Annotated in this window: 23 protein-coding genes; 9 read left to right on the top strand and 14 right to left on the bottom strand. The window is 63.2% G+C overall.

Annotated features, from left to right (window positions below; translation table 11 throughout):
• Positions 1-18 precede the first annotated feature (18 nt).
• On the bottom strand, positions 19-1,356 hold the full coding sequence (locus CK627_RS03760; RefSeq protein WP_095591717.1) for an MFS transporter: 1,338 nt from the start codon (positions 1,354-1,356) through the stop codon (positions 19-21).
• A 314-nt stretch (positions 1,357-1,670) separates the two neighbouring features.
• Between CK627_RS03760 and CK627_RS03755 the strand changes: the two genes are divergently transcribed.
• The 4 genes from CK627_RS03755 to CK627_RS03740 are packed head-to-tail and all read left to right on the top strand — an operon-like array spanning position 1,671 to position 6,986.
• Positions 1,671-2,930, top strand: a complete 1,260-nt coding sequence (locus CK627_RS03755; RefSeq protein WP_167385262.1) for an ABC transporter substrate-binding protein — start codon at positions 1,671-1,673, stop codon at positions 2,928-2,930.
• The gene (locus CK627_RS03750; RefSeq protein ID WP_095591715.1) at positions 2,927-5,359 is read left to right on the top strand and encodes an ATP-binding protein; all 2,433 of its coding nucleotides are present in this window, start codon (positions 2,927-2,929) and stop codon (positions 5,357-5,359) included. Before CK627_RS03755 ends, CK627_RS03750 begins: the two co-directional genes overlap by 4 nt.
• On the top strand, positions 5,343-6,620 hold the full coding sequence (locus CK627_RS03745) for a sigma-54-dependent transcriptional regulator (protein ID WP_095591714.1): 1,278 nt from the start codon (positions 5,343-5,345) through the stop codon (positions 6,618-6,620). The genes CK627_RS03750 and CK627_RS03745 overlap by 17 nt, the downstream gene beginning before the upstream one ends.
• A gap of 51 nt (positions 6,621-6,671) precedes the next feature.
• Positions 6,672-6,986 (top strand): hypothetical protein, encoded by a 315-nt coding sequence (locus CK627_RS03740; RefSeq protein WP_076362525.1) that lies wholly within the window; start codon positions 6,672-6,674, stop codon positions 6,984-6,986.
• A 47-nt stretch (positions 6,987-7,033) separates the two neighbouring features.
• Here the strand turns inward: CK627_RS03740 and CK627_RS03735 are convergent, their stop codons facing one another.
• From CK627_RS03735 to CK627_RS03695, 8 genes are all read right to left on the bottom strand, one after another.
• A complete protein-coding gene (locus CK627_RS03735; protein ID WP_095591713.1) occupies positions 7,034-7,846 on the bottom strand; it encodes a Cof-type HAD-IIB family hydrolase in 813 nt (270 codons plus the stop codon).
• 93 nt (positions 7,847-7,939) lie between these two features.
• A complete protein-coding gene (locus tag CK627_RS03730) occupies positions 7,940-8,980 on the bottom strand; it encodes an alpha/beta fold hydrolase (protein WP_095591712.1) in 1,041 nt (346 codons plus the stop codon).
• Complete coding sequence (locus CK627_RS03725) at positions 8,977-9,639, bottom strand: CatB-related O-acetyltransferase (protein WP_017780339.1); 663 nt, start codon at positions 9,637-9,639, stop codon at positions 8,977-8,979. Before CK627_RS03725 ends, CK627_RS03730 begins: the two co-directional genes overlap by 4 nt.
• Before the next feature lie 2 nt (positions 9,640-9,641).
• Positions 9,642-10,370 carry a tRNA (guanosine(18)-2'-O)-methyltransferase TrmH gene (gene trmH / locus CK627_RS03720; RefSeq protein WP_017780340.1) on the bottom strand — a complete coding sequence of 243 codons (729 nt, stop codon included), beginning with the start codon at positions 10,368-10,370 and terminating at the stop codon, positions 9,642-9,644.
• Between the two features lie 118 nt (positions 10,371-10,488).
• Positions 10,489-12,606: a bifunctional GTP diphosphokinase/guanosine-3',5'-bis pyrophosphate 3'-pyrophosphohydrolase gene (gene spoT, locus CK627_RS03715; protein ID WP_005307064.1), complete on the bottom strand. Its 2,118-nt coding sequence runs from the start codon at positions 12,604-12,606 to the stop codon at positions 10,489-10,491.
• 137 nt (positions 12,607-12,743) lie between these two features.
• Positions 12,744-13,019 (bottom strand): DNA-directed RNA polymerase subunit omega, encoded by a 276-nt coding sequence (gene rpoZ, locus CK627_RS03710; protein ID WP_005307060.1) that lies wholly within the window; start codon positions 13,017-13,019, stop codon positions 12,744-12,746.
• Between the two features lie 79 nt (positions 13,020-13,098).
• Positions 13,099-13,725: a guanylate kinase gene (gmk, locus tag CK627_RS03705; protein ID WP_010635638.1), complete on the bottom strand. Its 627-nt coding sequence runs from the start codon at positions 13,723-13,725 to the stop codon at positions 13,099-13,101.
• A gap of 304 nt (positions 13,726-14,029) precedes the next feature.
• The gene (locus tag CK627_RS03695) at positions 14,030-15,085 is read right to left on the bottom strand and encodes a glycosyltransferase family 9 protein (RefSeq protein ID WP_095593450.1); all 1,056 of its coding nucleotides are present in this window, start codon (positions 15,083-15,085) and stop codon (positions 14,030-14,032) included.
• A 155-nt stretch (positions 15,086-15,240) separates the two neighbouring features.
• On the opposite strand from CK627_RS03695, the gene CK627_RS03690 reads away from it, so the two are divergent.
• Both CK627_RS03690 and CK627_RS03685 read left to right on the top strand, forming a co-directional pair.
• Entirely contained in the window at positions 15,241-15,954 is a 714-nt protein-coding gene (locus CK627_RS03690; RefSeq protein ID WP_026139294.1) for a 3-deoxy-D-manno-octulosonic acid kinase, read from the top strand.
• A gap of 70 nt (positions 15,955-16,024) precedes the next feature.
• Positions 16,025-16,888 (top strand): GGDEF domain-containing protein, encoded by an 864-nt coding sequence (locus CK627_RS03685; protein ID WP_167385261.1) that lies wholly within the window; start codon positions 16,025-16,027, stop codon positions 16,886-16,888.
• A gap of 7 nt (positions 16,889-16,895) precedes the next feature.
• Here CK627_RS03685 and CK627_RS03680 read toward each other — a convergent pair whose 3' ends face one another.
• Complete coding sequence (locus tag CK627_RS03680; protein WP_025202468.1) at positions 16,896-17,750, bottom strand: DMT family transporter; 855 nt, start codon at positions 17,748-17,750, stop codon at positions 16,896-16,898.
• Between the two features lie 43 nt (positions 17,751-17,793).
• Between CK627_RS03680 and CK627_RS03675 the strand changes: the two genes are divergently transcribed.
• Positions 17,794-18,252, top strand: coding sequence for a DUF6314 family protein (locus tag CK627_RS03675; protein WP_054543767.1), 459 nt, complete (start codon positions 17,794-17,796; stop codon positions 18,250-18,252).
• Between the two features lie 135 nt (positions 18,253-18,387).
• Here CK627_RS03675 and CK627_RS03670 read toward each other — a convergent pair whose 3' ends face one another.
• Positions 18,388-18,549 (bottom strand): hypothetical protein, encoded by a 162-nt coding sequence (locus CK627_RS03670; RefSeq protein WP_005307030.1) that lies wholly within the window; start codon positions 18,547-18,549, stop codon positions 18,388-18,390.
• Positions 18,534-19,433 (bottom strand): DMT family transporter, encoded by a 900-nt coding sequence (locus CK627_RS03665; protein WP_010635645.1) that lies wholly within the window; start codon positions 19,431-19,433, stop codon positions 18,534-18,536. Before CK627_RS03665 ends, CK627_RS03670 begins: the two co-directional genes overlap by 16 nt.
• Before the next feature lie 91 nt (positions 19,434-19,524).
• Here CK627_RS03665 and CK627_RS03660 point away from each other — a divergent pair, with 91 nt between their 5' ends.
• The gene (locus CK627_RS03660) at positions 19,525-20,499 is read left to right on the top strand and encodes a LysR family transcriptional regulator (protein ID WP_095591711.1); all 975 of its coding nucleotides are present in this window, start codon (positions 19,525-19,527) and stop codon (positions 20,497-20,499) included.
• On the opposite strand, the gene trpS is transcribed toward CK627_RS03660, so the two are convergent.
• Together trpS and CK627_RS03650 are read right to left on the bottom strand one after the other, a co-directional pair.
• Positions 20,478-21,491 carry a tryptophan--tRNA ligase gene (trpS, locus tag CK627_RS03655; RefSeq protein ID WP_010635647.1) on the bottom strand — a complete coding sequence of 338 codons (1,014 nt, stop codon included), beginning with the start codon at positions 21,489-21,491 and terminating at the stop codon, positions 20,478-20,480. The two genes, CK627_RS03660 and trpS, sit on opposite strands and share 22 nt — an antisense overlap.
• Before the next feature lie 191 nt (positions 21,492-21,682).
• Entirely contained in the window at positions 21,683-22,117 is a 435-nt protein-coding gene (locus tag CK627_RS03650) for a universal stress protein (RefSeq protein ID WP_010635648.1), read from the bottom strand.
• A 436-nt stretch (positions 22,118-22,553) separates the two neighbouring features.
• Between CK627_RS03650 and fabV the strand changes: the two genes are divergently transcribed.
• Positions 22,554-23,741: an enoyl-ACP reductase FabV gene (gene fabV, locus CK627_RS03645; RefSeq protein ID WP_095591710.1), complete on the top strand. Its 1,188-nt coding sequence runs from the start codon at positions 22,554-22,556 to the stop codon at positions 23,739-23,741.
• The last annotated feature ends 15 nt before the right edge of the window (positions 23,742-23,756 follow it).

Raw genomic sequence — 23,756 nt, 5'->3', positions numbered from 1 at the left:
TGTCCCGGTGAACGGGGATCAGTAGTTGACGACTTTTTTGGCGTTCCACACCGTCATGGCGAGCAGCATGGAGACCACGGAGGCACCGAGCCAGAAGTACTGGGCACTGCTGAAGTCATAGTGGGTCACACCGTCGATCTCGCTGGTCTTGATGAAGGCTGCGGAGACCAGCTCCTGGATGGAGGCGGCGATGTAGGAGCAGAGGCCGATGAAGCCTTTCACGGCACCGACCGCCGTCTTGGGCATCAGGTCGCAGGCGGTCAGGCCGGCGAGGAACACCACCAGACCACCGATGGCGTAGCCGATCAGGGCCAGCGCGACGGCATCCATCATGCGGCTCTGCGGGCCCCAGAACATCAGGCACATGCCGGCCACGTTGGCCAATCCGTACAGCAGGGTGGGGATGTGGCGGTTGGCGTTGAATACCTTGTCGGAGATGATCCCGGCCAGGATGGCGCCAAGGAAGCCGGCGATGGGGTAGGCCGACATGGCGAAACCGGCGTCGATCAGGCTGTAACCCTTCTGCTCCTGCAGGTAGAGCACGGCCCAGGAGCTCATGGCGTAGCGGGACATGTACATGCAGGCGCAGGCGGCGGCGATGAGCCAGACGACGGGCTGCTTGAGCACGAACAGCTGGGCACGGCGGATTTCGGCCGGATCCACCTTCTTGGCGATCTCGGGGGCTTCACCAAAGGCGACGGCCGGCTCCGGCAGGGCATAGGTCTGCGGGCGATCCTTCAGCACCAGATACATGCACAGGGCGGCGATCAGGGAGGCGATGCCGGCGCCGATGAAGCCGGCCTTCCAGCCGAAGTAGCTGACGATGGTGGCGGTCAGGATCCAGGAGATGCCTTCCCCTATGTTGCGCGAGCCACCCCAGACCGAGTAGACCGAACCCCGCTGCTTGGGGGAGAACCATTGGAAGATGGAGACGCAGGAGGGGGCGGATCCGACGGACTGGAACCAGCCGTTCAGGCCCCACATCAGCACCAGGAAGAAGGTGGCGGTGTTCATGCCCATCAGGATGGTGCAGATGGACGAGAGCCCCAGCGAGACCGACATGAAGCGGCCTATGTTGGCGTAGTCGGAGAGGAAACCGTTGGAGAACTTGCCGACGGCGTAGGTGAACAGGAAGGCGGAGCCGATGACCCCCAGCTCCTCCAGGGTCACCACGCCGGAGTCCAGCATGGGCTTCTTGACCACGTTGAGGCTCATGCGCACGACATAGAACATGGCGTAGCCCAGTACCAGCCCCAGGAAGACCTGCCACTGGTACTTGCGGTAAATCGAGCGGATTTTATCGGGCGAGGCATCCATGACCGGCAGGTCGGCTCGCGTCTTGAAGAAGTTGAACATGGGGTTCTCCGTTTCTATTTTGGCAGCATGGTTTCAGAGGGAGCTCTGATAGCGGCTGCCATCATATGAAGGGAGAAATTCAGCCGGCAAAAAGCCGGATATGGGTCAACTCTGACTCAATCATGGGAAAACCATGAGTCAAAAATGACATATTTGAACTGTCCTATTGATATTCGATGAATAACAATAGCCGCGTGCCGAGGCATAATGAGTCAGAACTGGCTCATCCTCGTGTAAATAAAAATTACGGCATGTGCCGAATATTAGATGTACTGCACATATTCCTGAATTAACGCGCGAGTCGACCGATAGTCATGCACCTCTTTTGCCGCCGGCTGGCCCTGTTAATGGGCAGCGTTTTGTTGCCATTCAGCACCCTGCAGGCCGCTTCACTGACGGTGCTTACCTCGTTTTCGGAGGCGCCGGTCAAAGCGGTGATCGAGGGCTTTGCCGAACAATATCCCGGGATCCGGGTCGAAGTTATTTATCGGCGCACCATTCCCTCCCTGCGCTTATTAACGGAGGCCGATGCACCGCAAGTCGATATTATCATGTCCTCTTCGCCGACTTTTTTTAACACGCTGGACAAAGCCGGTTTGTTGGCGGCTTTGCCAAATGAAACTATGCCGCCCAAATGGCTCGCTCCCCATACTCTGGGGCTGGGCAATAAAGTGGCCGTGGTCGGTTATTCCAGCAGTGGCATCATGTATAACCGCCATTATCTGGACAAATATCAGCTGCCGCAGCCCACCAGTTGGCAGCAACTGGCGTCCCCGCTCTTCATGGGGCACGTGATGATGAGCTCCCCCTCCCAGTCCGGCACCACCCACATGATGGTGGAGAGCGTGCTGCAGCAATATGGCTGGCAGCAGGGCTGGGCCCTGCTGATGCGCCTGGGTGGCAACCTGTCGGCCATCACGGCGCGCAGCTTCGGGGTGAGCGACGGTATCAGCCGCGGTCTGGCGGGGGCCGGCCCGGTGATCGACAGCTACGCCCTCACCAGCCAGGCCCGCTTCGATCATGTCGGCTTCAACATCATGCCGGACTCGGTGATCCTGCCGACCTACCTGGGGGTACCCCGTCGCTCGGACAATCCGCACAGTGGCGCCCTTTTCATCCAGTACCTGCTCTCCGACAAGGGGCAGGGGATCCTCGCCACTCCCGGCATGGCCAAGGCCACCCTGAGCCAGCCCGGGCTGGCCAGGCAGACCCGCTACGTCACCGACAAGGCGCTGCTCTATCGGCGGGCCGGTCTGCTCAAGGCCCTGTTCGAGCAGACCATCACCCAGCAGCTACCCAGGCTGAAGATGACCTGGCAGGGGATCAACGGTCTGAATACCCATGGCGAGCCCTGGCGGGTCGCGCTGCTGGAGCAGGCCGTCGCCAAGGCGAGCACACCGCCGCTGAGCGAGCAGGAGGCGCAGGATCCGGCGTTGCTGGCGCTGTTTGACGGCCTCTATGACCGGGAGCAGGGCAATCCACAGGCGGAGCGGGTGATGCATCAGTGGCGCCAGGCGACCGAGGCTCGCTTGCATGAGGCGCAGCGCCTGGTCGAACAGGCAGCCAGACCATGAGCCGGCTGGGGCGCATGCTGGCCATGCCGCGCAGCCTGGGACGGCGGCTCATCCTCGCCTTCGTGACCATCACTGCCCTGACCGGTGCCATGGGCATGGCCGCCTATGTGATGTGGGATCGGCTGGGCCGGCAGATCCACCTCATCGTGGAAGAGAGCCTGCCCGCCATCGACAGCGCCTACCAGCTGGAGCGGGCCAGCTCCCGTCTGTTGTTGTTGCTGGCCCAACTGCGCGATACCCGGGACCCGGTGCAGTACCAGCGCCTCTCCAACGCTGTGTCCACCACCTTGCGGGATATCCAGCGCGCCTACCTGCTGGGTACCCCGGGGGATCAGACCCCCTCGCAGCGCCAGGCGTTCGAGGAGTTGAGCGCGCTGGTGGCGGATCATGGGCGTTACCTCAAGCAGCAGATCGAGCACGCCGAAACCCTGCAGCAGTTGCAGAAGCGCAGCAACTGGCTGCACCAGGATCTGGTGGACGATGCCGCCCCTCTGCTGCAGGAGGTGGAGTGGCACCTGACCAGCATGGTGGCCAGCCCGGATGACATGAGCGAATTTGGCAACGTCATCAAGGAGTTCTCCGCCCTGCAGGATCTCACCTTCAAGGAGAACGAGCTGCAGTCGCTGGTGGGCGAGGTGATCGCCCAGCGCTATCAGCAGGATCTGGAGAGCGCCTTCCTGTTCATCGGCTACAAGATTGACGAGATAGACGCGCTGACCTCGCGGCTGGCGGAGTACCCCTCGACCGTGAGTTATCGCCAGATCCTGCAGGACATCATCACCCTGGTGAAGCCGGACGGCCCGCTGCACCGGCTGCTGCTGGCGGATGTGCTGACCCACCAGCAGCTGACGGCCCTGCGGCCGCGACTGGACGACGCAGTTTCGCGTTATCACCAACGGGTCAGCCTGATGGTGAGTGACGCCAACCGTTCCCTCAGTGCACTGGGGGAAGACAGCAGCCAGCTGGTGGCGACCGGCAAGCTGGTGATCCTGGTGGTGCTGGCGCTCACCCTGTTGCTCAGCATCTTCGTGCTGGTGGTGTTGATCGGCCGCCGGCTGATCAAACGGCTCGACTTGCTGGGACAGGAGCTGGACAGGGTGGCGTCAGGCCGGCTGGACGTGCCGGTCAGTACCTGCGGCCGGGACGAGATCGGCCGGCTGGGCGACAGCCTGCGCCACTTCAGCCTGCAGTTGCAGCAGATGGAGCGGGCCAATGCCCTCAACCTCATCAACAACACCCAGGCCTGCCTCATCACCTGCCATCCGGATGGCACTATCGAGTCGGTCAACCCGAGCGCGCTCACCCTGTTCCAGCAGACCGGTGTCGAACCGGGTCAGCCGTTGTGGCAGGCCTTTCCACCAGAGGCGGGGGCGGTGCTGGCCGATCAGTTCAGGGCCGGCCAGCCGCTGCACCGGTTCGGCCACTGCGAGTGCACCCTGGCTTGTGGGTTGGGTGAGGCGCCCCGCTTTTTGCACCTCAACCTGCGTCGCTTCGAGCAGGGGCGCGGGTACAGGTTCATCATCACCATCACGGATGTCACCCGCCAGGAGCTGACGGCCAGGGAGCTCAGCCTGCGGGTGGCGGAGCGTACCCGTGAGCTGACCGAGAACAACCGGCTGCTGGCGGAGGAGGTGGTGCAGCGCCAGCAGGCGGAGCGCACCCTGCTGCAGACCCAGGATGAGCTGATCCAGGCGGCCAAGATGGCGGTGGTGGGGCAGGCGATGACCAGCCTGGCCCACGAGCTGAACCAGCCGCTGTCGGCGATGATGACCTACCTCTACACCAGCCGGACGGCGCTCGCCGCCGGTCAGCTGCAGGCGCTGGACCAGGATCTGGGCAAGCTCGACAAGCTGGGGCGGCGTATGAGCCGGATCATCAACGCCCTGCGCCACTTCGCCCGCAAGTCGCCGGCCGAGGAGGTGCGGGTCCGGCTCGAACTGGGGGTGCTGGCTGAGCAGGCCATGCTGCTGCTGGAGACGCGTGCGAAGCGCGATGGCTGCATCCTCTGCAACGAACTGCCGGACGGGCTCTGGCTCGAGACCGACCCCGTGTTGCTGGAACAGGTACTGGTGAACTTGCTGGTGAACGGGCTGGATGCGGTGGCCGGGCTGGCGCGGCGCGAGATCAGGCTGCAGTTGCTGGAACAAAACGAGGTCCGGTTGCGGTTGGCGGTGGTCGACAGCGGTGCCGGCTTCAGCGAGGCCATCCTGCCCAGGTTGTTCACCCCCTTCACCACCTCCAAGGAGGTTGGACTGGGGTTGGGGCTGACCATCTGTCGCTCCCTGCTGGCCCGCTGTGGCGGCGAAATCATGCTGGGATCGGCGCTGACCGGCGGCGCCATGGTGATCATGGAATTTGCGTTGGCCGACCCTGCAGGGTCGGTTGCCCATCAGAACGAGGAGAACGCCATCGATGTTGTTGCCCGCTAACCGTCCTGCCAACGTGCTGCTGGTGGACGATGACGAGGACGTGCTGGAATCCTATTGCCACCTGCTACGCCTCTCCGGCTACCACCCCAGGGCGACGACTTCGCCCCACGAGGCGCTGGCGCTGCTGGCCGATCAGTGGCCAGGGGTGCTGGTCTCTGACATCTACATGCCGGCCATGAATGGCATGGACCTGCTGGCCAGCGTGCAGGCGCTGGACGCCGAGATCCCGGTCATCATGATCACCGGTCACGGGGACATTCCGCTGGCGGTGCGGGCGGTCAAGCAGGGGGCGTTCGACTTTCTGGAGAAACCGCTCAATCCGCAAGATCTGTTGGGCCTGCTGGAGCGGGCCTGCCGACAGCGCAGCGCCGTGCTGGCGCGCCGTAGCGAGATCCAGGCGACGGTGGATGACGAGCTGATCGGCACCAGTCCACAGATAGTGACGCTTCGCAGCCAGCTCAACCAGCTGGCACAGACCGACAAGGACCTGCTGCTGGAAGGGCCTGCCGGCTCGGGGCGTCACACCCTGGCCCGGCTGCTGCACAGGATCAGCGCCCGTCGGGAGCAAGTCTTCCAGCTGCACGACTGCGTCTCGGCCCCCAGCCTGGCGGAAGTGCAGGCCAGCCTGGCACAGGCGGGGCAGGGTACCCTGGTGCTGCAATCCCCGGCCCGCCTGAGTGCCGACTGTCAGCGCTGGCTCGGCAACCACCTGCTGGATCAGGAGCGCAAGGGGAGCAAGTCGCTGCGTACCATAGGGTTGTTTGACGAGTCGCCGGAGGTGTTGGTGGAGAGCCAGCAACTGATGCCGGAGCTCTACTATTTCCTCTCCCAGGTGCGGCTCAAGCTGCCCCGGCTGGTGGAGCGCAGCTGTGACATCATCCCCCTGTTCCGGGCTTTTCTGCGACAGGGCTGCAAGCGCATCGGCCGGCCGGTGCCGGCGGTGGACCGCGCCTATCTGGAGACGCTCAAGCGGCATCAGTGGCCCGGCAACCTGCGTGAACTGCGCAACGTGGCCGAGCTCTATGCGGTGGGCATCGTCAAGCTGGCCGGCACGGAGCAGGTCATCCCCCTGGCCAGTGGCAAGGAGCCGCTGGACGATCTGGTGGAGGAGTTCGAGCGGCGGGTGATCGAGGATACCCTGTTCCTCTTTTCCGGCCGGGTGACCGATGCCGCCCAGTACCTCGGCATTCCGCGCAAGAAGCTCTATCTGCGCATGAAGAAGCACCAGCTCGACAAGGAGCGGTTCAAGCCGGCCACCTGAGCCCGGCTGCCGGTCGAGTCGTTCAGACGGTTATCCGCACAGGAGCACACCATGAGATGCCCGCATTGCATGAGTGAAGGGGTAGCACGGATCGAGGATGAACGGGTGAAGCGAGCCTGCGCGTTGGGCCTGGGGGCTGCGGGCGGCTATGCCTGCGCCGCCACGCTCGCCAGGATGGGGGCCGCAACGAGCTCGGCGCTGGGCGGTGTCGGCACTGTTGTCGGTGCCCTGGCGGGAGCGTTGGGTGGTGCCGTGCTGGGTGGATTGATAGGGGGAGGGTTGGGCTGGTGGCTGGGGCGCACCCTGGATCGACGCCTGTCCCGCCAGTATTGCTGCGGGGTCTGCGGCCATCGCTTCAGCCGCTGAAGGGGGTAGTACGCCATGAGCAGCAGAGCTGCTCATGGCGCCTTGTCTCAGGCGACGTTGACGCCCTGCAGGGCGAACAACTGCTCCAGATAGACGGCAACGCCATCCTCGTCGGAGCTCAGGGTCTGCTCGTGGTCGGCCAGCGCCAGCTTGAGCCGGTCGTGGGCATTGCCCATCACCACGCCGCGGCCGACCATGCTCAGCATCTCGAAGTCGTTCATGCCGTCGCCAAAGGCCACCGCCTGGGACATCTCCAGCCCGTGCTGCTCCAGCACGGCGCGCACGGCATTGCCCTTGTGCACCCCGGCGTGCATCACCTCGAGGCAGTCCGGCAGGGAGAAGGTGACGTTGAGCCGATCATCATAACGCTGGTTCAGCTCTGCCTCGATCTGCAGCAGCTTCTCGTGCTCGCCGATGTAAAACACCTTGTTGACCTTGTCCAGCGGATGGCTGGCGAGATCGGTCAGGCGATAGCTGAAGCCGGATTCATGATGGAACTGCAGCAGCCAGGGCATCTCTTCTTCCACCAGCCACTCGTCGCCATAGTAGAGGTTGATGTGGATGGAAGGGTCGCGCTCCAGCGCGATCAGCTCAGCCGCCACGCTGTCCGGCAGGGCCTGGTTGAAGATCAGCTGATCCTGCTTGTCATGCACCACGGCGCCATTGGAGGTGATGAGATAGATGTCGAGCCCGAGCGTGTCGCGGATGCTGCGCACATCCACATGGTGACGGCCGGTGGCCACCACGAACTTGATCCCCTGATCCACCAGACGGTGCAGGGTATCGCGGGTGCGGGGGGAGATCTGGTGCTGCCCGTTGAGCAGGGTGCCATCGAGATCGGATACAACGACCTTATACATCATCACCTCGGGGTTACGAATGAAAGCGGGAGCAGTGTACAGCAACCGCTCCCGCTACCCCATTTATTTAGGGATACAAAAAATAACCAGCCGCTAGTAGCGTGCGAAGAAGGCCAGAGTCGCGTTGAGCGCGGCCTGGCGCTGGGGATCGGCCTCCATGAACAGCTCGTGCCAGGCCCCTTCTATGCGCAGCGGCTTGCCTCCCTCGCAGCGAGCGAGCGCACAGAAGGCATCCTGCGCGGCGTTGTCCACTACGCCGTCGTCGCCGGCCTGCAGCAGCAGCAGCGGCGTCTTGATGGCGTTAGCCTCGGCCACGGCGGCGTCCGCCCCCGTCAGCCCCTGATAGATCCAGTGGGCGGTGGCGCCCCCCAGCTTGATCTGCGGGCGCTGCTCATAGAGCTCGCGGAAGGCCTGATAGCGGGCTGCGCTGTGGCTCAGACCGTTGTCGGCAAAGTCGTGGCTCTCGTACGGGCCCTGACCCGGGCCGTAGGGAGGCTCGCCCAGCCAGCCGCCGACCGTGCCTATGGTGGCCGCCAGCCCCTTGGCCAGCCACTTGGGCAGGCCGCCCAGATTGATGCCCATCATGGGGGAGGAGAGCACGGCCGCCTCGATGTCACCGGGCCAGCGCTCCAGATAGCGGGCCGAGATGGCGCCGCCCATGGAGTGGGCCAGCAGGAACAGCTTGGCGGGCTGGTCCTGGGCGATCACCTCGTCATGAAACTGCTTGAGATCGAGCACGTAATCGTCGAACTGGTCGACATATCCCTTCTCCGGGTCGGCTAGCAGCCGATCGGACAAGCCCTGGCCGCGGTGGTCGATGAGGTAGAGGCTGTAGCCCTGACGCCACAGATCCCAGGCCAGCTCCTGATACTTGAGGTAGCTTTCGACCCGGCCGTTGACGATGAGGATGGCGCGATCGACCTTGGCCTGGCGCAGGGCGGCATAGCGGATGGTGACGCCATCCTTGCCCTTGAAGGCGCTCTCTACGGCGTGCTGGCGCCAGAAGTCGGGGAGCGTCTGTTGATGGAGGGTGGCGACGTCGGCTTCCGGCGTCAGCTGGTAGGGATTGTTCACGGCGAGGGCTCCGGCGGAAAACAGGGTCAGGGCCAGCAGGGCGGGCGACATCAGCTTCATGATGCCGACTCTTGCTGCCAGTGCTGGTAAAGCCCCTCGATGTCGCCCGAGCAGAGCAGCGGCATGGCCGCCTGCAGGCGCGGCAGCGGCCAGTCCCACCACCGCATCTCCTGCAGCAGGGCAATCTGCTCATCGCCGAAGCGGCGACGGATCGGCTTGGCCGGGTTGCCGCCGACTATGGTGTAGGGCTCCACATCCCGGGTGACCACGGCGCGGGTGGCGATGACGGCACCATCGCCTATGGTGATGCCGGGCATGATCATGGCTTCCGAGCCGATCCAGACGTCATTGCCGACCCGGGTATCCCCCTTGCGCTGGAAGCCGCTCTGCACCCCCTCGCCAAAGGTGCCCGGATCGAACGGGAAGGTGGATACCCACTCCATGCGATGGCCCTGATTGCCGGCCAGCAGGAAGGTGGCACCCGAGCCGATGGAGCAGAACTTGCCGATGAGCAGGCGATCCACCTCGCCCCAGATGCCGCTCTCCCAGGTCTCCCGGGTCGAGCCGTCACCCAGCAGATAGCGTACGCAGTGATCCTCGAACGTCTTGCCATGGTAGTAGCCGGAGTAGTAGCTGTAGTCGCCCGCTTCGATATTGGGGTTGCTGAGATGATCCCGTATTACCTGGGACTCCAGCCAGCTGCCAAAGGGACTATTCATTATTATTGCTCCTGTAATTGCTCATCTTGCTGTGCTGCCCAGCCTTTGCGGGTCAGCTGCATCTGCTGCCACCACTGCTCGTCAGCCAGGATCTCACCGGCCGGGCCGAGCTGGGGATAGGGCATCTCCTTCTCCTTGCAGAGCTGGGCATAGATGGGATAGCCCCCCTCGAACAGAATGCTGTTCTGCTCTTCCAGACTTAAGGGGCAGCCGCGTTGATAACAGCCGGCCAGCTCGCGTTGGCGCTGGGCCTCGTAGAGGATGGCGGCGGCGGCCACCGAGACGTTGAGGGACTGCACCATGCCCACCATGGGGATGACGATATGGTGATCGGCCAGGGCCAGCGCCTCTTCGCCGATACCGTGCTTCTCCTGACCCACCAGGATGGCGGTGGGTTTGGTGTAGTCGATGGCGCGAAAATCCACCGAGCTGTCGGAGAGGTGGGTCGCCAGGATCTGCATGCCGGAGGCCTTGAGCTCGGCCACCGCGCTGCCGATGTCCGGGTGCAGCTTCACGTCCACCCAGTTCTGGCTGCCGCGGGCGGTACCCTTGCGCTTGTGGATCCAGCTCTTGGGCCAGACCGCGTGTACCCGGTGGATGCCGATGGCATCGGCGGTGCGCACGATGGCGGCCAGGTTGTGCGGCTTGTGGACCTCTTCCATGCAGACGGTCAGATCGAGCTGGCGCTGGGCCAGCATGTCGGAAATTCGTTTGAAGCGTTCAGGTGTCATGTCAGTTTCTATCGGGTGAGGCTGGTGCGCGCATCGCTTGCATGCACAGGGTCAAATCGGGCCGGCGCCGGGCCAGCATGTCTCTTGAAAAGCAGCAGGCGGCTTGCGCCGCCTGTGTTCAGTTTTTCTGCCGGCTCACCTTGAGCACGTTCGGCATCACCCGGATCTTGCGCATGATGTTGGCGAGGTGGATCCGGCTCTTGGTGGTGATAAGCAGAGTGACCAGATAGACCCGGCCATCCTTCTCTTCGGTGCTGATGGCGTGAATGTTGGCACCGGTGGCGGCAATCACGTTGGCCAGCTCCGCCAGGGCGCCCTGGTGGTTGACGATCTCGATGCTGATGCCGGTACGGAACTCCTGTTCCTGCTCCTTGTCCACTTCCCACTGCACCGGCAGGTACTTGTCCGGTTCCTTGCTGTAGCCCTTGATGTTGCGACAGGCTTCCTGGTGGATCACCAGCCCCTTGCCCGGGCTGATGTGGGCGATGATGGCGTCCCCCGGGATGGGGCGGCAGCAGTTGGCGAAGGTGACCAGCATGCCGTCGGCACCCTTGATCGGCATCTTCTTGCTGCTGGACTTGGGCTGCTCTTCCGGCGGCAGTTCATCCCCGAGCATGCGGCGCGCCACCATCACGCTCATGGCGTTGCCAAGGCCCACGTCGGCCAGCAGGCCCTGCAGATTCTCGTGCTTGGTGTCGGCCAGCACCTGCTTGATGCGCGGCTCGGGGATGTCTTCAATGTTCTTGGCGCCGAGTGCATGGTTGAGCAGGCGGCGACCCAGCACCACCGACTCCTCCGTGCGCAGGTTCTTGAGGAACTGGCGGATCTTGGAGCGGGCCTTGGTGGTCACCACGAAGTTGAGCCAGGCCGCGTTCGGGCGGGCCCCCGGCGCCGTGATGATCTCCACCGTCTGGCCGGAGTGCAGCGGGCTGCTCAGCGGATAGGGGTGGCGGTCGACCCGCGAACCGACGCAGGCGTGGCCGATGTCGGTGTGTACCGTGTAGGCGAAGTCCACCGGGGTGGCCCCGGCGGGCAGCTCCATGATGCGCCCTTCCGGCGTAAACACGTATATCTCGTCGGGGAAGAGGTCGGTCTTGACCCCCTCGATGAATTCAAAGGAGCTGCCGGCGCTCTGCTGCAGCTCGAGCAGGCTCTGCATCCAGCGTTGGGCGCGGATCTGGGCCGTGGTGCCCGAGCTGTCGCCATCCTGCTTGTAGGCCCAGTGGGCGGCCACGCCCTTGTCGGCCATCTGGTCCATGAATTCGGTGCGGATCTGCACTTCCACCGGCACCCCGTGCGGCCCCACCAGCGAGGTGTGCAGCGACTGATAGCCGTTGGTCTTGGGGATGGCGATGTAATCCTTGAAGCGGCCGGGGCGGGGCTTGTAGAGGCTGTGCATCTGGCCCAGCACCCGGTAACAGGTATCTATGTCCTTCACCCTCACGCGAAAGGCGTAGATATCCATTACCTCATGAAATTGCAGCTCTTTTTTCTCCATCTTGTTGTAGATGGAGAACAGGTTCTTCTCGCGGCCGCTGACCTGGGATTCGATGCCTGCCTCGCGCAGCCGGCCTTCAATCTCGCTCTGGATGGAGTCGATGATCTCGCGGCGGTTGCCGCGGGCGCGCCGTACCGATTCGCGCAACACCCGCGAGCGCATGGGGTAGAGCGCCTCGAAGCCCAGCTCTTCCAGCTCGTTCTTCATGGTGTGAATACCGAGGCGGTTGGCGATGGGGGCGAAGATTTCGAGGGTTTCCCGGGCGATGCGGCGGCGCTTGTCCGGCCGTAGCGAGCCCAGGGTGCGCATGTTGTGGGTGCGGTCGGCCAGCTTGATCAGGATGACCCGGATATCCTGGGTCATGGCCATCACCATCTTGCGGAAGTTCTCGGCCTGGGCCTCCTTGCGATCGCGAAACTTCAGCTTGTCGAGCTTGGAGACGCCTGATACCAGCTCGGCGACGGCATCGCCAAACAGTTCGGCCAGGTCGGCCTTGGTGACAGGAGTGTCTTCGATGACGTCGTGCAGCACGGCGGCCATCAGGGTTTCATGATCGAGGCGCATGTCGCCGAGAATGCGGGCAACGGCAACCGGGTGGGTGATGTAGGGCTCGCCGCTGGAACGCATCTGTCCCTGGTGAGCATCACGGGCCACCACATAGGCTTGCCTGAGCTTCTCCACCTGCTCGGGTGGCAGGTAGGAACTGGCTATTTCTTTAAGGTTTTCAAATAAATACAAGACAGTCCCCGCAGCGGTGAAACGGCAATCCGTGGATATAGAGGGTATAGTCCTGAGTTTGCGAGGTTTTCGAGCGGTTGTAAATGGGGGAGAACAGTCGGCACCCGGGCGGGCGCCGACTATAGGAAACAGCTGACTTAGCCGCGACCTTCGGCGATGGCGGCAACGGCAGCCAGCTCGGCGGCTTCCTGCTCTTGCTGCTCGTAACGGTCCTGGGTGTCCATCACCTGGTTGTTCACCAGACCCAGTTCGATCTCACGCAGGGCGATCACGGTCGGCTTGTCGTTCTCTTCGTCAACCAGGGGATCTTTGCCTTGAACCGCGATTTGACGGGCGCGGCGTGCGGCGACCAGCACCAGGTCAAAACGGTTACCTACCTGTTTTACAGCATCTTCTACAGTAACGCGTGCCATGCAGGACTCCAGTGTTTGGGCTTTCTCGGTTTAAAAAAGCGGTGTTTAAAAATGACGCAAAAGTTTACTTGTTTTTGGCCTATTCTGCCAGTAGCTGTTGCAGCAAGTTTTGTTGGGCCTGCTGCTGCTGGCGCAATTCCAGCCGTTGGCACTCGATGATGGCCCTGAGCTGGAACAGCGCCTGCTCAAAGTCTTCGTTGATGATGACATAGTCATACTCGTCGTAGTGCACCATTTCGGCAATGGCTTTATCCATCCGGCCCTTGATCACCTCTGCACTGTCCTGGCCGCGGCCGATCAGGCGACGTTCCAGCTCTTCGCGGCTGGGGGGCAGGATGAAGATGGACTTGGTCGGCATCTGCTCGCGGATCTGGCGGGCTCCCTGCCAGTCGATGTCGAGGAAGACGTCGATGCCCTGCGCCAGGCAGGCTTCGATGGCGGCACGGGAGGTGCCGTAGTAGTTGCCGAACACCTCGGCCCACTCCAGAAAGTCGCCGCGCTCGATCAGCGCCTTGAACTCTTCCACCTTGACGAAGTGGTAGTGCACCCCGTGCTCTTCACCAGGACGGGTGGCGCGGGTGGTGTGGGAGACCGACAGCTGCATCTTGCCTGCGCTGTTGTGCTTGGTCAGCAAGGCATTGAGCAGGCTGGATTTACCCGCTCCGCTCGGGGAGGAGATGATATAGAGAGTGCCTTGTTGCGCCATGTCTGTACCTTTAATCTAAACCCGTGTTTTGGTTGTAGCAGAGGCCGCCGTCTTGTGCCCGAAAGGGAGACAGCCAAATCCGAAACGCGGAAAATTCTTGAAGAAGAGGGATGTAAAGGCGGCAAATTTTAACAGAAGGCGGCGGATAAAAAAACGGCCGGAATCATATTCCAGCCGATCAAAGTATTCGTAGCTTGCTGCGGGAGCGTAACCCACATCAGCCCTCATTCTGCCTGCCGTTGCCGGGGCGGGCCAGTAGATTATCCCTGCCGCTGGCTTCGGGATTTCCGAGTTGCGCGCATCATCAGCGCGGCAGTTGGCGCTCGGCGCAGAGCCGGTCGAAGGCGGCGATGACCCGTTCGCTGGTGATTTTGCCCATGGCGTCCGGATCCTTGAGGCGGGTGCGCCAGCCAAGCTCGGCCAGCGGCTTGCCGGTCTCCTGCTCAATCAGCTCCTGATAGACGCTGACCGCGTAGTCGCGGCACAGATAGGGGCCGGTACGATCCGGGTTGTGATGGGCATAGAGGCCGAGCACCGGCGTACCCACCAGGGTGGCCATGTGAGCCGGACCGGTATCGGGGGCCAGCACCAGGCTGGCCTCCTTGATCAGTGCCAGCAGCTGTTTGAGGCTGGTCTGCCCCACCAGATCCACCGGCTTGCTGCGGCTCAGCCGCGCAATGTCGGCAGCCAGTTCCCGCTCCAGCTTGGCCGGCCCGCCACACAGATAGACCTGAAACCCCTTGCTGGCGGCGTGATCCGCCAGCGCGGCATAGCCGGCGGCAGTCCAGTTCTTGAAGGCCTTGCTGGCGGCGGCGCAGATGAGCAGGGTCGGCTTGCCGCCAATCTTCTCCTTCGCCCAGGCCTGGTGCTCGGTGCTGATGGGCAGTTGCCAGTCCGGGGTCAGATCCTGGATGCCGAGCTCTTTGGCGAAGGCGAGGAAACCGTCCAGCACGTGAGGCGAGGCGGGGGATGGCACCTTGTGGTTGGTGAACAACCACTGGCCGTCGCTGGCCCGTTCCCGATCAAACCCGAGCTTGACCTTGGCCTTGATGCCGAGGGTGGCGATGCTGGCCCGCATGGCCGCCTGCAGGTGCAACAGGGCATCGAATTGGCGCCCCTTGAGTGCCTGCCAGAGATCGCGGTAGCCGCGCCAGCCCTTGCTCTTGTCGAAGGGGATGACCTCGACCCCGGGCAGATCGGCAAACAGGGTCGCCTCAATCTTGCCGGTGATCCAGGTGATGCGGGTCTGGGGCCAGGCCCGCTGGATGACGCGCACCAGCGCCAGCGCGTGGCAGCAGTCGCCGATGGCGGAGAGCCGCAGGATGCAGATGGAGGAGGGCGGCGTTTGGAACAGCGGCATGATGTGGCGCAACGATGGCAAAATGGATGGATGGCATTATGCAAACTCCCCTGTGGATTGTAAAATTGCGCACGACTGGCAGCCGGCCCCATCGGGCCCCTGTTGCCCTGGCCTTGAGCGCCAACCCGTAGCGATGACCGACCGGAATGACCAAGATGCAAATTCAGACCGAACACAACCAGATCTGCTGGTATGCCGAAGGGGCGTTTCGCGACCCTTCTCCCGAGCTGTTTGATCCGGCCTGGTGGCAGAACAACCGGCAGGTGGTGGGGACCTCCATCGGCCGCGGCGTGACCTGGTTCGTGAAGGACGAGTCGCGCCACCTGGTGCTGCGTCACTACTATCGCGGCGGCATGGTGGGCAAGGTGGTGCGGGATCGCTTCTGGTTCGAGGGGGTGGAGTCTAGCCGGGCCATGGCCGAATACAGCCTGCTGGCCAAGTTGAGCGCCCAGGGCTTGCCGGTGCCACGCCCGTTTGCCGCCCGCATGGCCAAACAGGGCCCCTTTTATCGCGCCGACATCCTGATCGAGCGCATTCGCGGTGCCAAGGATCTGGTCGCCCTGCTCAAGCAGGGGCCGATCGCCGGCGAGGTGTGGCACAAGGTGGGCCAGACGGTGCGCCGGTTGCACGATGCCGGGGTCTATCACGCCGATCTCAACAGCCACAACCTGTTGCTCGACAAGGAGGGCAAGGTGTGGGTGATCGACTTCGACAAGGGGGCCATCCGCTCGCCCGGCAACTGGCAGCAGGCCAACCTGGAACGCTTGCTGCGCTCCTTCAACAAGGAGTCCCAGCTGCATACCAGTTTTCACTTCGTGCCGGAGAACTGGCAGGCCCTGATGAACGGCTATCAAGGAAAAGCGAGCTGACCCTGTTGCTCGGCGCGAGAGCCAATGTTACTTATTGAGAAGGTCTTCAGATTCGGTGTCGAGGCGCTCGATGGACATGCTCAAGGCTCCCCTCAGGGAGGCAATTACCCGGTTTGATCTGGCGCTGATGGCGGATGCCATCGCCTTGCTGGAGGCAGGGCTCTGGAGCTGGAGTCCGCAGCAGGGCGTGCAGCGGGATCTCTCCTGTCTGCGGCTGCTGGGATTGAACGAAGCAGGTCTGGACGACCTCGGCTGGCTGGAGCGGGTGCACCCCGACGACCTGGGGAGCCTGCAGGAGGCTCAGCTGGCCTGCCAGAGTGGGCGGGTGGCCCAGATCCGGCTCGAATACCGCATCCTGCATCACGATGGCCACTATGTCCGGCTGGAAGAGCGGGCCAGGCGCGATGTCCACGGCCAGGTGCTGGGGGTGGTGCGTCTGCTCGAACCGCAGGCGGTACAGGTGGAGGAGCGGCACGGTACCGATCCCCTCACCGGGCTGGAGAGCCGCAGCCGCTTCGAACAGCTGCTCGATGAGCGGCTGGCCAGCGCGAGCGGCAGCTTCAGCCTGCTGCAATTCACCGTCGATCACAGAGCCAAGATCCAGCAGCTGTTTGGCGAGGCAGCCTGCGACGCCATGCTGGCCAAGCTGGCCCGCATCGTGCGCCATGAACTGCGGCGGGAAGACCCCTTCGCCCGCTGGGACGAAGACGGCTTCATCCTGATGCTATCCCAGATCGACCGGCTGAGCGGCCTCGAGATTGCCGAGCGACTGCGGATGGAGATCGCCGATGCCAGCCTACTGCCGCAACGGCCGGTGACCGTCAGCATCGGGCTGGTGCAGAGTCAGGCCGGCGAACAGATCGATCACCTGCTGGCCCGGCTGGCCACCTGTCACGGTCAGGCCAGACGGGAGCACAACACAGTCGTTGGCTGATTTTTAGTCAGCGCTCACTTACCCCATGACGCTGGCATACCCAGAGGGAGGCCAGCATCAGCAGGCCGCCCAGGCTGAGCCTGAGCAGGTCGGTATCCTTGCCCCACAGCACTAGGTTGACCAGAAGACCTGCCGGGATCAGGGCGTTGTTCATGATCGCCAGCACGCCGCTGCTGACCTGGGTCGCCCCCTTGTTCCACAGGAAGTAACCAAGGCCAGAGGCACCGATCCCCAGCCACAGCAATATGCCCCACTGCAGGGCGCTGGTGGGGTATTGCGGTGTGCCGAGCAGCCACCAGGCGGGCAGGGCCACGGCCAGGGCGCCCAGATAGAAGCAGCCGAACACCGCCAGTTGTGGTGGTTGCTGTTCCTCCCGTGCCAGCAGTACCTTGTAGCCCACCTGACCCAGGGCGAAGCAGACGTTGGCGCCCTGCACCACCAGGAAGCCCAGCACGTAGCTTTCGGTCAGCCCGTCGAAGCGGATGACGGCCGCCCCCAGCACCGCCAGCAGTGCTCCCCACAGATAGACCGGCTTGAAGCGCCGCTCCAGCAGATCGTGGATCAAGGTGACGTAGATGGGGGTGAAGATGGTGAACACCAGCACTTCCGGCACCGTCAGCAGCAGGAAGGAGTGGTAATAGAACAGATACATGATGCCGAGCTGGGTGGCGCCGAGGGCCATCAGCTTGGCCACCAGGTCGGGCCGCAGCCAGCGGCGGCGCAGGAAGGGCAGGAACACCAGGCTGGCGAGCACGATGCGGGTCAGCACCGAGAAGTAGGCATCCACCTGGCCGGCGAGATAGACCCCGATCAGGCTGAAGGAGAATGACCAGAGCAGGGTAACCCCTATCAAGTAGTTCATGTGGTTGATTTGTCGTCAGTTGTCAATTTTGAAGGGGGCTATGATGGCCGAGAAGGAAGCCTTGATCCAGCGTTTATGGCGCCAGTTGCCACAGATCGGAGCATTTGCCTTTAGCGCAAGCAACGGGGCAGGCTCCGCCACCGACTGGAGTGGCAGCGGCGAGGGGGAGGTGGTGGTGACCGATCACCAGGGCGGCTGGCTGTTTGTCGAGACGGGTCGCTATACCACGCCCCATGGCCGGGTGCTGACCATGCACAATCGTTTCTGGTGGCAGCGCGGCGAGCAGGGGATCCGGCTCTCCCATCTGCGCTATGAACAGCCGGTGGTGCTGTTCGAGCTGCTGCCTCAGACGGATGGTCGCTGGCTCACCGCCGAACCCCATCTGTGCGGCCAGGATCACTACAGCGCCGAGCTGACGCCGACCGGGGACGGTTTTCTGCTCGGCTGGCAGATCACAGGTCCGCGCAAGAACGAGCGACTGAGTTATCGCTATCTGGCGTGATGGGACGGCAAGGCCGCCAGGCGGGCATAAAAAAACCGGCGCAGAGCGCCGGTAGAGGGGACAAATCGGAGGTTTTTTTAAAACGGTCCCAAAAACAGGAGAGATACACTCTCGTCACACATTCAGAAACAGAGGTCAGGCGCTCAACGCATAGCTCAGCATGGCTTGCAGCTTGCTGTCGAAGAACCAGGGCAGCAGCACCATCAACAGCCCGAGCAGACCCACCAGCCGCTGGCGATACTGCCAGCCGGCGATCACCACCAGGCCGCCGCAGAGCGTGGTCAGGATGCCTGACATAGGGCAGCCTCCCGCTGGACGCGGCGCTGCTGGGCCCACTGGTTGAGGGCGACCGAGCCCAGGATCAGGGCCAGTGCCACACCTGTGGTGGACTGGATCTGCTCGCCGAGGAACAGGGCACCCAGCATGACGCCGAACAGCGGCACCAGGTAGTTGCTGAAGGAGGCGAAGGTCGGGCCCGCCTTCTGGATCAGCGCCATGTAGAGGAAGTAGACCAGACCGGTACAGAACACCCCGAGCACCGCGACGGCGCCGATGGCCTGCTGGCTCGGCAGGGTGAGCGCGCTCAGATCGGTGACGAACGGTGCGGCCAGCAGCAGCTGGATGGCCGAGGAGATCAGGATGTTGCGTGCCACGACCACAGGGTGGTCCTTGGCGAAGCGCTTGATCATCAGCAGGCCGATGGCGAAGCAGCTGGCACCGAACAGGATGGCCATGGCGCCGAGCAGGCCGGCATTCATGCCGCTGGCCAGTTTCGGCCAGAACAGCACCAGTACGCCGACGAAGCCGATGATCACGGAGACGAGACCGCCCTTGGTGATTTTTTCACCAGAAACCAACAAGGGTGCCATCAGGATGGTGACAAACGGGATACAACCCATTACCACGGCGGCGATGGCGCTATCCACATACTGTTGACCCCAGGCCACCATGATGAAGGGCAGGGTGGCATCGAGCAGGGCGATCAACATGTAGGTACGCCACGGGGTGTGCTCGCTCTTGAGACGCATGAACAGGCAGAGCAGACCCAGGGTCAGGCTGCCACACAAGGCGCGACCGGCTGCCACCATGATGGGGGGCAATTCGGTGACGGCCTGATGCATGAAAATGAACTGGGAGCCCCACAACAGGCCAATCGCCAGCAACAACAGATAGCTACGCATTTTAATCTCCGATGTAATTCGCCTGCGCATTCTATGTAATCTGCTACTATGCCAAAAATGAATTGTCGTCATTCAACCATGGCCAATATCGATGGAACTGCCCCTTTCCCGCCTCGACCTCAACCTGCTCACCGTGTTCGACATGCTGATGCAGGAGCGCAACGTCACCCGTGCCGCCGAGCGGCTGCACCTCTCCCAGTCCACCGTCAGTCATGCGCTGGGGCGGCTGCGAACGGCGCTGGACGACCCCCTGTTCGTGATGAGCCGGCGCGAGATGATGCCGACCGAGCGCGCCAAGGCGCTGGCTGGCCCGGTGCGCCAGGCGCTGGCCATGCTGGAGCAGGGCTTGCGGCAGGCGAAGGGGTTCGACCCCGCCAGTGCGAGGCGGATCTTTCGCATCGCCACCCCGGGCTCGGTGGAACACGGCCTGGTGCCGGCGCTGGTGGAGCGGTTGCACCGGCATGCCCCTCACTGCCGGCTGGAGGTGTGCGAGCTGGCCAATAGCGACTACGAGCGGGAGCTGGAGAAGGGGGAGCTGGATCTGGTGATCGGCTTCGCCGATGCCAATCACCTCTCGCCCCGGCTGTGGCGCGAACCCTGGTTCAACAACCCGCTGGTCTGTCTGTCGCCCCTTGGCAGCGAGCTGCCGGACGTGCTGGGGCCGGACGATCTGGTCAGCCGGCCTCATATCCACACTTCCAGCTGGGGTCACAGCCAGGCCATGGTGGATCTCTGGCTGGCCCGCTTCGGGGTGGAGCGGGAATTGGGTGTCCGCCTGCCGAGCTTTATGGCGGTGCCGCCGCTGATGGCCACCGGCCGCTATTTGGTGGTGGTGCCCGAGATGATCGGGCGCCACTTCTGCCGCTACTATCCGCTGCGGCTGCACCAGCTGGACCCCGCCATCCCCATCGTCTATCTGATGGCGGGCCACCCGCTCACCGCCCATGACGAGGCGATCGGCTGGTTCAAGGGGCTGTTGCACCGGCTGGCGTTCGAGCGCTACGGCGCGGATGCGCTCGGCAGCCCGGCGCAGCGCGGGGCGGATCAGTTCAATCCGGCGAAGTAGTCGAGCCCCATCGCTCCCTTCACCTCGGCCAGCACCTCGTCGGTCAGGGCGCGCGCCTGCTCGGTGCCCTGCTGCAACAGGCGCAGCAGCTGGCGCTTGTCGGCGATGGCCGCCTCGCGCCGTTCCCGCATCGGGGCGAGCAGGGTCTGCAGGCAGTCGTTGAGCACCTGCTTGCAGCGCATGTCCCCCAGCCCGCCGCGCTGATAATGGGCCTTCATCTCGGCCACCAGTGCCTTGTCGGGGTGGAAGGCATCCAGATAGGCGAACACCGTATTGCCCTCCACCTGACCCGGATCGCTCACCTTGAGGTGGTTGGGGTCGGTATACATGGCGAACACCGCCTGCTTGATCTCGTCGCTCGACATGCCGAGCTCTATGGTGTTGCCGAGGGACTTGGACATCTTGGCCTTGCCGTCGATGCCGGGCAGGCGGCCGGTGTCGCTCAGAATGGGCTGGCACTCGGTCAGCACCTCCTTGCCAACCAGAGAGTTGAAGCGGCGCACTATCTCGTTGGTCTGCTCCAACATGGGCAGCTGATCCTCGCCCACCGGCACATGGGTGGCGCGAAAGGCGGTGATGTCGGCGGCCTGGCTGACCGGATAGATCAGGAAGCCGGCCGGCAGGCTGCGCTCGAACCCTTTCTGCTGGATCTCCGCCTTGACGGTGGGGTTGCGCTCCAGCCGGGCGACGCTGACCAGGTTGAGGTAATAGGTCGTCAACTCGGCGAGGGCGGGCAGGGCGCTTTGCAGGCAGAAGGTGGTTTTGGCCGGATCGAGGCCGGCGGCCAGGTAGTCGGCCATCACCTCCAGCACGTGATCGGTCACCTTGGCCGGGTTGTGGCCGTTGTCGGTCAGCGCCTGCAGATCGGCGATCATCACGAACTGGCGGTAATGGTGCTGGGCGGCCACGCGCTGGCGCAGCGAGCCGACGTAGTGGCCGATGTGCAGTTTGCCGGTGGGACGGTCGCCGGTCAGGATAACGGGGTTGTGCATGTCACTCTCTCCAGTTGGGTGAGCCGGGAGGCGACAAAGGGATGAAAACAATGACCGCCTCTCGGCGGTCACGGTGTTTTCTTTTGGAAATTTTACATAGAAAAGCAGTGCCGCCTGTTTAAGAGCAGCACCACCAGTAGTTGTGATTGAACGAGGTCATATTCATGGCAAATCAAACTACGCCTGTTCGGTTACTTCTGCAAGGGGACGACCAGCAGATCGCAGGGCACTGTATTCATCAGCTGGCGCGCACTCGAAGTGAGCAGGCTCCAGAAGCTCTGGCGGTGGCCGCACACCAGCAGGTCGATCTGATAATCCCTGACCGCCTGGTTGACCCGCTCGCTCAAATCGCCGCAGATCACCAGCTTCTTCTCGATGGGGTAGTCCACCGACGCCAAGAAGGCTTCCAGCTTCTCTTTCGCCTCGGCGATCACCTGGTCCTGCACGTTGTCGATGTCGATATCGATCATCTCGGTGTAGAGATCCTTGAGGTCCACATCGACATGGATCACCGACAGCTTGGCGCCGTTGGAGCGGGCCCGGTCGACCGCCTTCTCGATCACCTTGCGGTTGTCTTCCGACAGGTCGATCGCGGCCAGTATGTGTTTGTAATAGGTTCCATTCATGGGAGTTCTCCTCACTGATCCTGAGTCCACTATACCAATGTCTGCTGAAACTAAAATGGTGTCCCCGGCACAGTTTTGGGATTTAAAAGAGTTTCCTATGGAGCTCGCTGTCGATGATGGGCAATAAACTGGCGATAAATCGAACAGGAGTTTGAAGCAGGTCACACCCGCCGGCTTGCCCGTAGCCGGTGACAGGCATAGGATGTGCCCGTGTTTCGCAATGAACACAAAACAACAAAAAGCATCTGAATACCGCTTTGGGGAGCCTCGCGCTCCCTTTTGTTTTTCTGCCCTCTTCCCGCCGATATTCCACCCGACATCAAGGTAATCCCGCCCCGCTTGGTTATGCTGTAGCCAGTTCCCTTGGCAAACCGTGGCGCGCCGCTGCGTTCCACGGCCGTTCCTGCTGTCGTGTCCCTTTCCCGGAGACTCCTTGATGATCATTCATCCACAAATCCAGGGCTGTGTCGCCCGCAACTGTCACCCCATCGGCTGCCGCGCCGCCGTGCTGCAGCAGATCGCGCGGATCCGGGCGGCGGGCCCGTTCAACGGGCCGAAACGGGTGCTGGTGCTGGGCGCTTCGTCCGGCTTCGGGCTGGCGTCGCGCATCGCCCTGGCCTTCGGGGCCGGCGCCGACACCATTGGCGTGTCGTTCGAGCGCGGCCCCTCCGACAAGGGGCTGGGCAGCGCCGGCTGGTACAACAACATCTGGTTTCGCACGGAGGCGGAACAGGCTGGCCGCGTGGCCATCAACCTGATCGGCGACGCTTTCTCAGACCAGATGCGTCAGCAGGCCATCGACGTCATCCGCCAGCAGCTCGGGCAGGTGGATCTGGTGATCTACTCGCTGGCGAGCGGCATCCGGGTACTGCCGGACGGTACTCAGGTGCGCTCCGTGCTCAAGACCACCGGCCAGCCATTCAGCGGCTGGGGGCTGGATCTGGAACACGACACCCTGGTGCAGCAGTCGCTGGATCCGGCCACCCCGGAGGAGATCCGCGACACCGTCAGCGTGATGGGGGGCGAGGATTGGCAGCTCTGGCTGCAGGCGCTGCAGCAGGCGGATTGCCTGGCGCCCGGCGCCCAGACGGTGGCCTACTCCTATATCGGCCCCGAATCGACCTATCCCCTCTATCGGGACGGCACCATCGGTTACGCCAAGGAGCACCTGCACGCCACCGCCGAGACCATCAACCTGCAGCTGGCGGAGATCGGCGGCCACGCCTGGGTGTCGGTCTGCAAGGCGCTGGTGACCAAGGCGAGCGCCTATATTCCGGTGTTGCCTGTCTATCTGGGCCTGCTGATGGGGGTGATGAAGGAGCGCGGGGTGCACGAGGGCTGCATCGAGCAGATGCAGCGGCTGTTCGCCGGCAAGATGTACGGCCCGCAAGGGGTGGTGGCTGACGGCAACCGGCTGATCCGGATGGATGACCACGAGCTCGACCCGGCCGTACAGGCCGCCGTCTCGGCGCTCTGGTCCAAGGTGACGCCGGACAACTTCCACGCACTGGGGGATTTTGCCGGGCTGCGGCAGGACTTTATGCAGCTCAACGGCTTCGAGCTGGCGGGGGTGGACTATGGCGAGCCCGTGGATGTCGCCTCCCTCACCGAACTGCTGCCCTGAGTCAGGGGAGGCTGT

This window comes from Aeromonas dhakensis, assembly GCF_002285935.1.
GTDB lineage: Bacteria > Pseudomonadota > Gammaproteobacteria > Enterobacterales > Aeromonadaceae > Aeromonas > Aeromonas dhakensis.
Note: the sequence above shows the minus strand (reverse complement) of the source record. Positions and strands in the feature narration are given on the sequence as shown.